Annotated in this window: 12 protein-coding genes and 1 riboswitch; of the genes, 7 read left to right on the forward strand and 5 right to left on the reverse strand. The window is 62.3% G+C overall.

The window, feature by feature from the left end; genetic code table 11:
- Nucleotides 1-79: 79 nt before the first annotated feature.
- Together ACW73L_RS01780 and ACW73L_RS01785 are read left to right on the forward strand one after the other, a co-directional pair.
- Nucleotides 80-700, forward strand: coding sequence for a glutathione S-transferase N-terminal domain-containing protein (locus tag ACW73L_RS01780; RefSeq protein WP_498919633.1), 621 nt, complete (start codon nt 80-82; stop codon nt 698-700).
- On the forward strand, nt 700-1086 hold the full coding sequence (locus tag ACW73L_RS01785) for a ClpXP protease specificity-enhancing factor (protein WP_129882648.1): 387 nt from the start codon (nt 700-702) through the stop codon (nt 1084-1086). The genes ACW73L_RS01780 and ACW73L_RS01785 overlap by 1 nt, the downstream gene beginning before the upstream one ends.
- Before the next feature lie 22 nt (nt 1087-1108).
- Here the strand turns inward: ACW73L_RS01785 and ACW73L_RS01790 are convergent, their stop codons facing one another.
- Complete coding sequence (locus tag ACW73L_RS01790) at nt 1109-1438, reverse strand: DUF1820 family protein (RefSeq protein ID WP_498919634.1); 330 nt, start codon at nt 1436-1438, stop codon at nt 1109-1111.
- Between the two features lie 180 nt (nt 1439-1618).
- On the opposite strand from ACW73L_RS01790, the gene ACW73L_RS01795 reads away from it, so the two are divergent.
- The gene (locus tag ACW73L_RS01795) at nt 1619-2185 is read left to right on the forward strand and encodes a hypothetical protein (RefSeq protein WP_498919635.1); all 567 of its coding nucleotides are present in this window, start codon (nt 1619-1621) and stop codon (nt 2183-2185) included.
- A gap of 128 nt (nt 2186-2313) precedes the next feature.
- Here the strand turns inward: ACW73L_RS01795 and ACW73L_RS01800 are convergent, their stop codons facing one another.
- Nucleotides 2314-4311 carry a TonB-dependent receptor plug domain-containing protein gene (locus ACW73L_RS01800; protein WP_498919636.1) on the reverse strand — a complete coding sequence of 666 codons (1998 nt, stop codon included), beginning with the start codon at nt 4309-4311 and terminating at the stop codon, nt 2314-2316.
- Between the two features lie 129 nt (nt 4312-4440).
- A riboswitch (cobalamin riboswitch) is annotated at nt 4441-4644 on the reverse strand.
- A 248-nt stretch (nt 4645-4892) separates the two neighbouring features.
- On the opposite strand from ACW73L_RS01800, the gene msrB reads away from it, so the two are divergent.
- Entirely contained in the window at nt 4893-5354 is a 462-nt protein-coding gene (msrB, locus tag ACW73L_RS01805; RefSeq protein WP_498919637.1) for a peptide-methionine (R)-S-oxide reductase MsrB, read from the forward strand.
- 144 nt (nt 5355-5498) lie between these two features.
- Nucleotides 5499-7826 (forward strand): polyphosphate kinase 1, encoded by a 2328-nt coding sequence (gene ppk1, locus ACW73L_RS01810; protein WP_498919638.1) that lies wholly within the window; start codon nt 5499-5501, stop codon nt 7824-7826.
- A gap of 20 nt (nt 7827-7846) precedes the next feature.
- Here ppk1 and ACW73L_RS01815 read toward each other — a convergent pair whose 3' ends face one another.
- Nucleotides 7847-9346 carry a Ppx/GppA phosphatase family protein gene (locus ACW73L_RS01815; protein WP_498919639.1) on the reverse strand — a complete coding sequence of 500 codons (1500 nt, stop codon included), beginning with the start codon at nt 9344-9346 and terminating at the stop codon, nt 7847-7849.
- 124 nt (nt 9347-9470) lie between these two features.
- Here ACW73L_RS01815 and ACW73L_RS01820 point away from each other — a divergent pair, with 124 nt between their 5' ends.
- Both ACW73L_RS01820 and ACW73L_RS01825 read left to right on the forward strand, forming a co-directional pair.
- A complete protein-coding gene (locus ACW73L_RS01820) occupies nt 9471-10412 on the forward strand; it encodes an ABC transporter ATP-binding protein (protein ID WP_498919640.1) in 942 nt (313 codons plus the stop codon).
- Nucleotides 10409-11197 carry an ABC transporter permease gene (locus tag ACW73L_RS01825; protein ID WP_498919641.1) on the forward strand — a complete coding sequence of 263 codons (789 nt, stop codon included), beginning with the start codon at nt 10409-10411 and terminating at the stop codon, nt 11195-11197. The genes ACW73L_RS01820 and ACW73L_RS01825 overlap by 4 nt, the downstream gene beginning before the upstream one ends.
- A gap of 31 nt (nt 11198-11228) precedes the next feature.
- Here the strand turns inward: ACW73L_RS01825 and ACW73L_RS01830 are convergent, their stop codons facing one another.
- Both ACW73L_RS01830 and ACW73L_RS01835 read right to left on the reverse strand, forming a co-directional pair.
- Nucleotides 11229-11501 carry a hypothetical protein gene (locus ACW73L_RS01830; RefSeq protein WP_498919642.1) on the reverse strand — a complete coding sequence of 91 codons (273 nt, stop codon included), beginning with the start codon at nt 11499-11501 and terminating at the stop codon, nt 11229-11231.
- 44 nt (nt 11502-11545) lie between these two features.
- The gene (locus ACW73L_RS01835) at nt 11546-12331 is read right to left on the reverse strand and encodes a DUF4410 domain-containing protein (RefSeq protein ID WP_498919643.1); all 786 of its coding nucleotides are present in this window, start codon (nt 12329-12331) and stop codon (nt 11546-11548) included.
- Nucleotides 12332-12547: the final 216 nt, after the last annotated feature.

Genomic DNA, 12547 nt, shown 5'->3' on the forward strand with positions numbered 1-12547 from the left:
CTGCGGACCGTGCCGCATCTCCGTCGTTCGCGGCTCGACAGGGTGACGCGTGGCTAGTTCGGCTGGCCGCAAGGCCGCGATGACACTTTTCTGCGCCGCCTCGTGCGCTCACGGTCACCAGATCCGTATCGTGCTGAACGAGAAAGCGATCGACTCGGGCGTTGAGTTCATTGATCCTGCGCACCCCCCCGAGGATCTGATCGACCTCAATCCTTATGGTTCGATGCCGACTCTCGTCGACCGGGATCTCGTGTTATACGACGCCCGTATCATCATGGAGTACCTGGACGAACGGTTTCCGCACCCTCCGCTGGTCCCGACGGATCCGGTCGGGCGCGCGCGATCGCGCATGCTGGTACACCGGATCGAGCGCGACTGGTACCCTTACCTGGAGCCGATCGAGGCCGGGGACGGGCCGAGCGCGGCTCACGGCCGCAGCCGGTTGCGCGAAAGCCTGATCGCCGCCAGCCCGGTATTCGGTGCCAAACCGTACTTCCTCAGTGAGGACTATTCCTTGGTCGATTGCGTGCTCGCGCCCTTGTTGTGGCGGCTCGGAGCTCTCGGGGTCGACTTGCCCAGCTCTTGTGACACGATCCGCCGGTATGCGCGCCGGGTATTCGAGCGCGAAGCCTTTCAGGCCAGCCTCAGCGAGCACGAGCGGGAACTGGTCACCTTCGCCGCCGCGGCCAGGGCCATATGATGGTGCCACTTAAGCCGTATCTGGTTCGGGCGATCTACGACTGGATCGTCGACAATGCGTTGACACCCTTTTTGCTCGTCGACGCCAACCGCTCGGATGTCGTCGTGCCGCGGCAATACGTGCAGGATGGTCGGATCGTTCTGAATTTGAATCCTCAAGCAGTGGTCGGGCTGTCGCTGGGCAATGACACCATCGCCTTCAGCGCGCGCTTCGGGGGAACGCCAACACAGGTTGCCGTGCCGTTGCCTGCGGTGCTGGCGCTCTATGCCAAAGAAACCGGCAAAGGCATGGTTTTCGACAGCGATGAGGACCCTGAAACGCCCCCGCCCGAGCCGGAGGCGCCAAGTCCTAAGAAGGGGAAACCGGCGCTGCGCGTTGTTAAGTGACGCGGCCGCGGTCGGTCGGGCCTCAGGCTTTGTCGGGGTAGGCGAATTTAGCGATCTTGCCCGCCGACGCCGCGTCGCGATCCAGCGGGATGATCTTCGCGGTTCCGCGTCGTTCGACCTGGTCGATGCGGATGATTTCGTGCATGGGCACAAAGGACCGCTTGATGTTTTCGAATTCGCTCCGGAGCTTCTCTTCCGCCGGGTCGATGACGATCGAGCTGGCTTCTCCGAACACAAAATCCTCGATCACGACGAATCCGAACAGCTCAGCCTGGTAGACGCGCTTCGCATAAAGTTCGTAAACCTGCTGCTGGTTTACGAAAACGACTCGATAAAGTAAGTTGTCGCTCATGCGTGAGGGGATGGCGGAACGGGCACCGCGCGCCAGCGCGGGGTTTGTCTGAGGCCCCTATCATATCAGAAACCCTTGATGTACCGGGGCGGGTCACCGTGCCGCTCGGGACAATGCAACATCGCATGCGGTGCCGTGGCCGCTTGACTATCACGCCAACAGAGATTGCGGGGTAAACCCATGACACTTTCGAATCGTAGGCTCGATGACCGGCTCGCTCTGGGTCTGGCACTGGCCATCGCGTTGACGCGCATACCGGGCATTTTTTCGTTCCAATTGCCGGATGCCACTCTGGCTGCCTTCTTCCTCGGGGGCCTCGCTCTGGCGCAGCCCCGGTCGTTCGGCTGGTTGCTGCTCGTGGCCTTCCTGGCTGATTGGGTCGCGTTCCAGACGGGCCTGGCACCCTGGTCCTGTCTGACACCGGCCTATGTTTTCCTGGTGCCGGCTTACGGCCTGGTATGGGGCGCTGGCCGGCTGACTGGAAAGTGCGGGCCGATCGGCTATCTGTGGCTGACCAATGCGATGCTTTGGGCCCTGCTCGGCCTAAGCGCGGCGTTCATTGTGTCGAACGCGGGCTTTTACGCAGCGACGGCAGCAGCAACGGGGCTCGGCGGATGGGCCTACGCCGAGACGGTGGGCCGCTATTTCCCGGCTTACGCCGGCGATGCCTTGGTTTATCTGATACCGGTGCTGCTGGCTGTACTCTGGTCGTCACAGAGCCGGCGCGCATCGCCATCACCCGCTTGAACCTCTCCGCTCGTCGCTTTAGACCGCCCCGCGGCCCCCAAGGCATGCAGCACTTGGGGGCATGATTCCGGCACGTCGGATTGCCGAAGCCGATTTCCGTGTGATCCATCTTTCCGGTCGCCCTCCCGCTAGAAGCGCAGGTTGAAGCCGGCAAACCCCGAAACTCCGGCCGTGCCGTAGCCGTAGACTTCCTGATATGTTTTGTTCAGCAGATTGATCGCGCGAGCGAACAGCTCGACGTGGTCGTTTACGGAGTAGCGCGCGGTCGCATTGAAGATGACGTACCCCGGAACCGTGACGCGTTGGGCCGGAAAGACGGCAAAGTCGATATCGTCCTTGCGTCCAACCGCGACCACGTTCAGGTTGACCGTCGATGCCTCCGTCGGGCGCACGATCGCTTCGAACGTCCCTTTGTTGCGCGGCCGGCGCAGCAGCGACTGGCCGCCGTACAAATCGTCCTGAGGATTGGCGGCATCGGGTAGCTGCTCGGTGTCCATATAGGTGTACTGCCCGCGCAGGCTCAGCCTGTCCCAGGGATCCAGTTGCAGGAAGACCTCGGCCCCATCCGCCTTGGCCCGCCCGACGTTCACGTAGCCCTCGCTGAAATCCAGTACCTCGATCAGGTTGTAGTAATCGTTGTGGAAGTAGGAGGCGCCGACGAGCGCGCGGTCTTGCCACAGGGTCTGCTCCAGCCCGATGTCCCAGTTGCGGCTGCGCTCCGGCGTCAGGTTGGGATTGCCCAGCGCCGGGAACACGATCGGCTCCTGCCCCTGGACCGTGAACACTGTTGGCGGTGCAAACAACTGGTACAGCGTCGGCACCTTGAAGCCGGTGCCGTAGTTCCCCTTGATGCGGAGTCCGATCCGGTCGACGGCGATCGACTGGCTGGTCCGCCAGGTCACCTTGCTGCCGCTGATGTTGTTGTCGTCGTAGCGAATGCCCGCCGTGCTGAACCAGTTGTCCTGGATACGGGCGCGGTGCTGCAGGAATACGCCGCCCGTGTTCATGCTCTTGTCCAAAGGGCCCTCGGCAGACGTCGTGCTACCTTGAAGAAAGGTGGAGTCACTGGTGATCGCGTCCTGTTCGTCTTCGCCACCGAAGGTCAGCACCTGCCTGTCCGTCACGGCAACATCGTTCAGCCAACTCACCTTGACCTTCTGTCCGTCGAAGTTGCTGCCGAACACGAACGGATTCAGCGGGTCATAGGGATTGAGCAGGTGACGGTCGGTCGAACTCAGTGCGACGCCCAGGGTTTGCTGCCAGCGGCCATCGAACAGCGACAGTTTGCCCTGGCCGCGCGTGAATAGCTGACTGGTCGTGCTGCGGTTGTTGGGATCGTCGCAGCCGCGTCCGCCGCAGTTGTCGAGCTTCGTATGGCCTTGGTTGTAGTGCAGTGTCCAGTCCAGGTCCAGGTTGTCGAGCGGCTTGCCGCTCAGGCCGGCCGTAACGGTCGTATTCCGATACCCGTCGCGCTCCCCGTTGCCGAGGTCACGTGCCGCGGCCGAGAAGCCGCGGTTCTCAAAGCGGCTCGCGCTGAACTGGTAGTTCACCGGGCCCAGGCTGCCGCTGCTGTCGCCACCGACCTTGAATTCATCATAAGTGCCACCCTGCGCCGAGATCTGGGCTTGCGGTTTCCCTTCTCCCTTCTTCGTGATGATGTTGATGACGCCGCCGATCGCGTCGGAGCCGTAAATCGCACTCTCTCCGCCGCGTACGACTTCGATGCGGTCGATCTGGTCGACCATCAGGTTCGCGAAGTCGAATTGCCCGCCCGGATTGGCCGGGTCGTTGGCCTCGATGCCATCGATCAGGACCAGCGAGAAGCGGGCGTCCGCGCCACGCATGAACACCGACGTGGTCTGACCGACTCCGCCATTGCGAATGACGTCGAGTCCGGCGACGTAGCGCAGCACGTCGGCGACGTCGACATACTGTCGTTCCGCGATCTGTTCGGCGGTGACTACGGTCACATTGCTGCCGATCTGGTTCACCGGCGTCTGGGTGCGGGCCGCGGTGACGACCACTTCGTCGAGTTGGCGAGCTACCGGCTCCTGGCCGGCGGCGTGCGCGTCAATGGCTGTGCCCAACACTGCGGTCGCAGTCAGGCGGGTGAGGGGGCTGTGCATGCGTTACTGCCTCTGCGGGGCTCGGCCGTACCACCCGTACGGCGGCTTCGTGGGCCATGCATCGCGAGGCAAAAGGGAAAAGCGCGCGACAGGCACGTCGCGGCGGTCCCTGTCGACGCCCTCCGCGACGATGGAATGTGCCTTGCGGCCGGTCTCCGGGCTCATGAGCGACAGCGTCCGGCGGATCGCCTTCCCATGCCGATGGCACAGTGGCTTTGTCGAGATCCGCCTTGACTCATTTACCGTTGCGGGGGCAGCGCCGGTCTTGCACCGGCTTCCCGTTTAACCCTCGAACCGAACGGTTCTCAGGCACCAGCAAGGAGGCCATATTTTATCCCAAACCCAGGGAGCCCGCTGAATCGAGTGGGCCTGTCGCGCGGCGGTCGCGCATCCAACTCGCGAGCAGCGATGCGGGTTGCGCCCCAGTGCCGCAAACGCGTTAAGTTGCGTATATTGACCGTCCTCGGATCGGTCGCCATGAGGACGGTAGTCCGCCCCCGGATCGGGTGTCATGACCGGGCGACCAGGCAACGAACAAGAACCACCAGATCTGGAACAAACTGAATGAAGGAGGACCGCTAATGGCCTGGGACCCGTCAAGCTACAAAAAACCCGGTGAAGACGAGTTGCGTCAGCGGCTGAGCTGCGAGCAGTTCGCCGTGACGCAACGCGATAGCACCGAACGCGCCTTCCAGAACCCGCTATGGGACAATCATCGCGAGGGCATCTACGTCGATGTCGTGTCCGGTGAACCCTTGTTCAGTTCTCTCGACAAGTTTGACTCGGGTACGGGGTGGCCCAGTTTCACCCAGCCGCTGGAACCGGCCAACCTCGTCGAGCGCTCGGACCGTTCATTCCTGATGACACGGACCGAAGTCCGGAGCCGACATGCCGATTCGCATCTGGGGCACGTCTTCGACGATGGTCCGGAACCCACCGGAAAACGTTATTGCATGAACTCGGCCGCCTTGCGTTTCGTCCCTAAGGAGGACATGGCCGCGGAAGGCTACGGCGATTACCTGAGCATTTTTGAGCAGAATTGAGGTCGATACTCCGCTTCGGAAATTAGAATGGTGGCTTCCGGCGCATGTCGGTAAGCGGTCAGGGTGACTTCGCCGCAATCGCCCGACCGTTTCGCTGCTTCCGCCGGAGGCAATGCGGATGGACTGCTTTTTGGAGGATCCGGTTTGATCATCAGCGACGTGAAGGGCATCAGCAAGTCGACGCGCGCATGCCTGGCCGAGCATGGCATCTTTTCGGTCGAAGAATTGGCGAATGTCGCCGTCGAACGGTTGATTCTCATCCCGGGTTTCAGCCGGCAAAAAGCTCAGCGCATGATTCGCGCAGCTAAACACTTGGTCGGGGAGGGCGATGCGGTGGCGGATTTGGCGCAAGTGGTGCCGGCCAGTCCCGGCCGGAGTACACCCGCGTCCGGTGAGATTCTCGCCCGCGCACTCGACGATTCGCAGTGGTACATCAATCGGGAACTGAGTCTGCTCGAGTTCAATCGCCGCGTGCTCGAACAGTCCAAGGATTCGCGGACTCCCTTGCTGGAGCGGCTCAACTTCCTGTGCATCTCCTGCTCGAATCTCGACGAGTTCTTCGAGGTTCGAGCCGCCGGCTTGATCCAGAGGTCCGAACTGGCCTCGCTGCAGACCGAGGCCGACGGGCTCACGCCGACCGAAGTCCTCGCGGAAATCAGCAGTCGCGCGCACGCGCTGGTCGCGGAGCAGTACCGCGTCTTTAACGAAGCCTTGCTGCCCGCCCTGGCCATCGAGAACATCCGTTTCATCCGCCGCTCCGACTGGAATGAATCACAGCAGGCATGGCTACGGCGCTACTTCACGGATGAATTGCTGCCGATTCTCAGCCCGATCGGTCTCGATCCCACGCATCCCTTTCCGCGCATCCTCAACAAGGCGTTGAATTTCATCATCTCCTTGTCCGGCAAGGATGCATTCGGCCGGGATCTGGATCTGGCCATTCTGCAGGCGCCCCGCGCGCTGCCAAGGATCATACAGCTCCCGCAAGCCGATACCGAGAGCGGGCCGCACGATTTCGTGTTTCTGTCGTCGATCATCCATGCGTTCATCGATGATCTCTTCCACGGCATGAAGGTGCGCGGCTGCTATCAGTTCCGCGTCACGCGCAACAGCGATTTATTTCTGGATGAGGAAGAAATCCACGATCTGCTGCGGGCGGTCGAGGGCGAACTGGCCAGTCGGAACTATGGGGACGAGGTCCGGCTTGAAGTGGCCGCAAATTGTCCCGATGATCTCGTCGACTTCCTGCTCGGTCAGTTTGGACTGACCAAGGACCGCCTGTACCGGGTGGATGGACCGGTCAATCTGAGCCGTTCGCGGGAGGTCTGCGATCTGATCGACCGGCCCGAGCTGAAATTTCCACCGTTTACTGCCGGCTGTCCGTCTCAGCTGAACGATCCCAAGTCGCTGTTCGAGGCGATACGCAAGCACGACATTCTGCTGCACCATCCCTACGAGTCGTTCAATCCGGTCATCGAGCTGGTCCGGCAGGCTGCCGAGGACCCCCAGGTGGTTGCGGTCAAGCAGACCCTGTACCGGACCGGCTCCAATTCACCCGTGGTCGAAGCCCTGGAGAAGGCCGCGCGTGCCGGCAAGGAAGTCACGGTCGTGGTCGAGCTTAGGGCGCGCTTCGACGAGAAGGCGAACATCTCGCTGGCAACCCGGCTGCAGGAAGCCGGAGTGCAGGTGGTCTACGGAATCGTCGGCTACAAGACCCATGCGAAGATGCTGCTGGTGCTGCGTCGCGAGGGCAAGCACCTGCGCTACTACACCCACCTGGGCACCGGGAACTACCATCCGAAGACGGCGCGACTTTATACCGACTACAGCCTGCTGACGGCCGACAAGGATCTCGGCGAAGATGTGCGCCGCGTGTTCGTACAACTGACCAGTCTCGGCAAGGTGGGGCGCCTGAACAAACTGCTGCAGGCGCCGTTCACGCTACATAAAACGCTGATCAAAAAGATCGAGCGGGAGATCGAGCACGCGCGCAAGGGCAAGCGGGCGCGCATCGTCATCAAGGTGAATTCGGTGGTCGAGCCGGTGCTGATTCAAACGCTGTATCGCGCCTCGATGGCGGGGGTGGAGATCAGGCTGATCGTCCGCGGAATCTGCTGTCTGCGGCCGGGCGTTCCGGGACTTTCGGAGACGATCGAAGTCCGGTCGATCGTGGGCCGCTTTCTCGAGCACAGCCGCGTGTACAGTTTCGAGAACGATGGGGAGCCGGAACTGTTCTGCTCCAGCGCGGATTGCATGTCGCGGAATATGTTCCGCCGCGTCGAGACCTGCTTTCCGATCGAAAACCGGAAGCTGGCAGACCGCATTCGAGCCGAGCTGGATCTTTACCTGCGCGACGACAGCCAGGCCTGGATACAGCAATCCGATGGTCATTATCGCCGCGCCGAACCCAACGCGACCGGAGGAGTCGAGGCGCAGTCCTACTTGCTCGAGCAGTTTCGACGCGCAGTCTGAGGGGGCGATGCTGCGAGGGCCTACGCGAACCTTAGGGCGAGTCCCGCTGCCTGCAGGACCTCAGCTTCCTGTTCCAGGTCGGCCATGGTAAGAGGGTGATCTGTCAGCCAGCCGTCCGGGAAACGGAGCGTAACCTGAACGTCCTGGAGTTGCAGTTCGACGGCGGGCAGTGGGGCAGGGTGCCGGCTGCGGTTCAACAACACCCCGAGCCGCAGGGCAATGGCAATGCGCGGCGCGAGCTCGTCCCACGGGTGAGCGAGGTCCCGGAACAGCTTGACCGGGAACTTGCGGCGGTGAGCGCGGACCAGCGTCGCAAGCAGCTTTTGCTCCTGTTGCGAGAAGCCGGGCAGGTCCGCATTCTCGACGATGTACGCGCCATGCTTGTGATAGGCGCTATGGGCGATGTCGAAGCCGATTTCATGCAACTCCGCGGCCCAGCCCAACCATTGCTCCACCGTTGCCAGATCCACCGCTTCCTTCCCCAATGCCTGGCGCGCGAACTCCCTGGCGGTTTCCCGCACGCGTTCGGCGTGATCGCGGTCGACGTGGTAGCGCGTCGCCAGCGTCTCGACTGTCGTGGAGCGGATGTCGGCATGGTGTAACCGCCCCACGAGATCGTACAGCAGACCCTCGCGCAGGGCGCCATCGGCGACTTTCATCAGTTCGATGCCGAGGATCTTGAACGCCGCATAGACGATCACCACGCCGCCGGGGAGCACCGGCGCGCGCTCGGGATTCAACTCGGGAAACTGCAGCTTCGCGACGTCGCCGGCGGCGATCATGCCCTCGGCCAGACGCTCCAGGCCGGCAATGCTGATGCCTTCCTTGCTCCAGCCGGCAGCCAGGATGATCTTCTGAATCGCGCGCAGGCTGCCGGATGCCCCAACGGCTTCCGACCATTGGCCGCGGCGGAAGGCCAATTCGATGGGCTCCAGTTCGCGTTGTGCGGCGATCACGGCCCGCTTGAAGCGCTTGGCGGAAATCTTTCCGCCGGGAAAGTGACGGAGACTCATCGACACGCAGCCCATCCGGAAGCTCTCCTTGTGCAGCGGTTCCTGATCGACGCCGATGATGAACTCCGTGCTGCCGCCGCCGATGTCCATGACCAACCGTCGGGTACCGTCGGGCGCCAGACTCCGGGCGACGCCCTGGTAGATCAGACGAGCCTCTTCGATGCCGGACACGATCTCGATCTGATGGCCCAGGGCATGCTCGGCCCGGTGCAGGAAGGGCTGTGCGTTCTGGGCCATGCGGAAGGTGTTGGTGCCAACGGCGCGGACGCTGCAGGGTGGGAGGTTGCGCAGCCGTTGCCCGAAACGCTCCAGGCATTCGAGAGCCCGGATCTGCGCTTCGGGCGTCAGGTTGTTTTGTGCGTCCAGCCCTGCTCCGAGACGGACCATTTCCACAAGCCGGTCGACGACGGTGAGATTCCCGTTGCGGTGGCTGGCCACGAGCAGATGGAAACTGTTCGATCCCAGGTCGACGGCGGCGAGCAAATCGGATTGGGGAGTTACGGTCACGCGGAGCCTCGGAATCGGTGCGACGTGACGGAAGGCCGCGTCGTCGGTCTGATAGAATGCGCAAGCTTTGTGCTGCGGGTGGCTGATGCCCGCCATTCTAAACAATGCCTGTCGAAAAAACCCGATGTCAGCACTGCTACTGCGGGATCTGCGCAAGACCTACGGCAACCGCCTGGAAGCCCTGAAAGGCGTCGATCTGGAAATTCCGGAAGGCGAATTTTTCGCACTGCTCGGTCCCAATGGTGCCGGCAAGTCGACCCTGATCAGCATCGTTAGTTCGCTGGTCAACAAAACGAGCGGTCGTGTCGAGGTCTGCGGCTACGATCTCGATCGGGACCGTGAAGCCGCCAAGCGCTGTATCGGGCTCGTGCCGCAGGAGGTAAATTTCAACCAGTTCGACAAGGTCGCGAATATTGTCATCAATCAGGCGGGTTACTACGGAATCCCTCGCCGGGAAGCGACCGTCCGGGCCGAGCGCTGCCTGCGTCAGGTCGACCTGTGGGACAAGCGCAACGTGGTGTCGCGGCAACTGTCGGGTGGCATGAAACGCCGCTTGATGATCGCTCGGGCGCTGGTGCACGATCCGCGGCTGCTGATCCTGGACGAGCCCACGGCGGGGGTGGATATCGAGATCCGCCATTCGATGTGGGAGTTTCTGCGTTCGGTCAATCGGCGGGGGACGACCGTCATTCTGACGACGCACTACCTGGAAGAAGCGGAGAATCTGTGTCGGCACATCGCGATCATCGATCACGGCCGAATCGTCGTGAACCGCCGGATGCAGGAACTGCTCGCTGAAGTTCAGACGCAACGATATACCCTCGAACTCAAGCATCCGATCAGCCAAGTGCCCATCATCGAAGACTACGCGGTGGAGCGGGAGGATCCGTATACCTTGATCGCAGAAGTCCCGCCCGAGGGCGGCGTGCATGGCTTGTTCACGCGACTGGCGGCTCAGGGCATCGAAGTCCAGGGCATCCGGAATGGGTCGAGTCGTCTGGAGCAGTATTTCATGCGCTTGATCGCGGAATCGGGAGATCGCGATGGGGCAGGCGCCGCCGCATGAGGAGACGCGGGTGGTCCGGTAGAGGCCAATGGATTGCGCTGCAAACCATTCTGTTCAAGGAAATCGGCCGCTTCTTCCGGATCTGGCCGCAGACCATACTGCCTGCCGCGGTGACCAATGCGCTGTACCTGCTGATCTTCGGTGCGCTGATGGGGCAGCGCATCGGCCCGATCCACGGCATCGCCTACCTTGACTACATCGTGCCGGGCATTGCACTGATGTCCGTCATCACCAACGCGTATAGCAATGTCGTGTCCTCGTTCTACTCGACCAAGTTCCAGCGGCACATCGAGGAGTTGATTACGGCGCCGGTCTCCGAATGGGCGGTGCTGGCGGGGTATGTGGGCGGGGGCGTGGTGCGGGGGCTCGTCGTCGGCGCTGTCGTTGTCGCCACGGCCGGGTTTTTTACGGAACTCCAGGTCGCCCATGCTGGCGTGCTGCTCGCCATGGGCACGCTGACAGCGGCGCTGTTCGCGCTGGCGGGGTTCATCAATGCCGTCTATGCGAACAGTTTCGACGACATCTCCATCGTGCCCAACTTCGTGCTGACGCCGCTGGTGTATCTGGGCGGCGTGTTCTACTCGATCGAACTGCTGCCGTCCTGGTGGCGGACCGTCTCGATGGGGAATCCCATCCTCTACATGGTCAATGCCTTCCGCTACGGCTTCGTCGGGGTGTCGGACGTGCGTTTGGACGTGGCCTTCGCCTTGATCGGCGGCCTGATTGTCCTGCTGCTGACCTGGGCCTACGTGCTGCTGCGCCGGGGCACGGGTATCAAGAGTTAACCGCGCGCTGCGATCACCAAAGAGGTTCCGGTCAGTCCAGCCCCGATCGAATCGTCGTCTCGTATTCCGGGAAGTAGCGCGCGATGACGGGCAGTTCGAAGCTCCGCAGAATGCTGGTGTTGGGTTCGCGTTCGAGCAGGAATTCGAACGAACGGCGGACGAGCTCTGCGGAGGAGAGGCGTCCGCCGGTGAGGCGGCTCGCGTAGTCGGGGGCCACCGCGACAGTGTGGGTCGTTGGGTTGGGTCCCTGAACTGTGACCTGGAAGGTGCGCGCGTCGCGGGATTCGATGGTCAATAGGGTCATGCGGTTGCTCTTTTTCTGCCAGTGGAAGCGGTGACGCTCGTCGGTCAGCGCGCCTTGCGGTTCAGCGCTTCCTGCCGGATCTTGTCTTCGTACTTCAACATTTCGCTGACGATCTGGTCGGCGGTCTTCTGCACGTCCTTACCCGTAGCATCCTTTTCCATCATGAATTTCGCGGCCGCGACGTAGGGGTTCATTGTCACTGCGGCCCCCGGCATTTTGCTCGGATCCTTCACGGTGCCGAACACCATGAACGGTTCGCGCGGATGGGCGCCGGCAAGATCGCTGATGCCCACCTGAACCTCCATCGTCGAGGCGCCCTGGCCGAAACCGATGATGGCGCGCTTGAAGCGGTTACCTTCGCCAACCTCGGTGAACACACCCTGCAACAGCCAGCCGTCGTTCGGCAGAGCGCTGTCCGATCCCTGGTAACGCTGGGATGGGAAGCCCTTATCACGCAGGCTGTTCACCAGTGAAGTGGCCATCGCGTCGACGATTTCCCGGGCTCGCGCGGCGGGGTCGGTAGTCGCAAAGTGATGCGGCAGGCGCTCCCCCACCTGTCCCAGCAGACCTTGCTGGGCACGTTCCGGAAGCATGCCTCGGACACCCTGATCACCCTGGAAGTCGCCTGAGTCGAGAGCAAAGTCCGCGACGTAGACCTGACGCGGTCCCTGCTGCGGAGGATTGGTGCCCAGCGTTTCGCCTTTCAGCTCGACACCGCCCCTGAGTCCGTGCCCGGCATGTTCCTGGGCAAGCCGGCAACCGGTGCCCGAAGCCGCCAACATGGCGCCGCAAAGCCCCGCCAGCACACGATAGCGATCGAAAACAAACATCCGCCGCAGTCCCTCTTGTGGTAACCCCATAAAGCCGGGGCGCGTGCCCGTCTGGCGGTCGTTTCCGATTCGCCGGCTTGCTCTGACGGCTTGCGCGTCTCGATCTTAACATGCAGGTGTTCGCCAGGTGGGGCTTGTCTCGCCGGCTGAGATCGACGAGAGGCGCGGGCGAGCTGTGGCCGCGTGTGGGTCATGCACTACGCAAAACCTTGACGG

This window comes from Methylolobus aquaticus (genome assembly GCF_054172105.1).

Bases quoted from the DNA above. Each gene is read 5' to 3' on its own strand.
- ACW73L_RS01830 (WP_498919642.1), bottom strand. From the start codon at position 11,501: ATGACCCTATTGACCATCGAATCCCGCGACGCGCGCACCTTCCAGGTC.
- ACW73L_RS01820 (WP_498919640.1), top strand. From the start codon at position 9,471: ATGTCAGCACTGCTACTGCGGGATCTGCGCAAGACCTACGGCAACCGC.
- ACW73L_RS01790 (WP_498919634.1), bottom strand. From the start codon at position 1,438: ATGAGCGACAACTTACTTTATCGAGTCGTTTTCGTAAACCAGCAGCAG.
- ACW73L_RS01835 (WP_498919643.1), bottom strand. From the start codon at position 12,331: ATGTTTGTTTTCGATCGCTATCGTGTGCTGGCGGGGCTTTGCGGCGCC.
- ACW73L_RS01795 (WP_498919635.1), top strand. From the start codon at position 1,619: ATGACACTTTCGAATCGTAGGCTCGATGACCGGCTCGCTCTGGGTCTG.
- ACW73L_RS01785 (WP_129882648.1), top strand. From the start codon at position 700: ATGGTGCCACTTAAGCCGTATCTGGTTCGGGCGATCTACGACTGGATC.
- msrB (WP_498919637.1), top strand. From the start codon at position 4,893: ATGGCCTGGGACCCGTCAAGCTACAAAAAACCCGGTGAAGACGAGTTG.
- ACW73L_RS01800 (WP_498919636.1), bottom strand. From the start codon at position 4,311: ATGCACAGCCCCCTCACCCGCCTGACTGCGACCGCAGTGTTGGGCACA.
- ACW73L_RS01780 (WP_498919633.1), top strand. From the start codon at position 80: ATGACACTTTTCTGCGCCGCCTCGTGCGCTCACGGTCACCAGATCCGT.
- ACW73L_RS01825 (WP_498919641.1), top strand. From the start codon at position 10,409: ATGAGGAGACGCGGGTGGTCCGGTAGAGGCCAATGGATTGCGCTGCAA.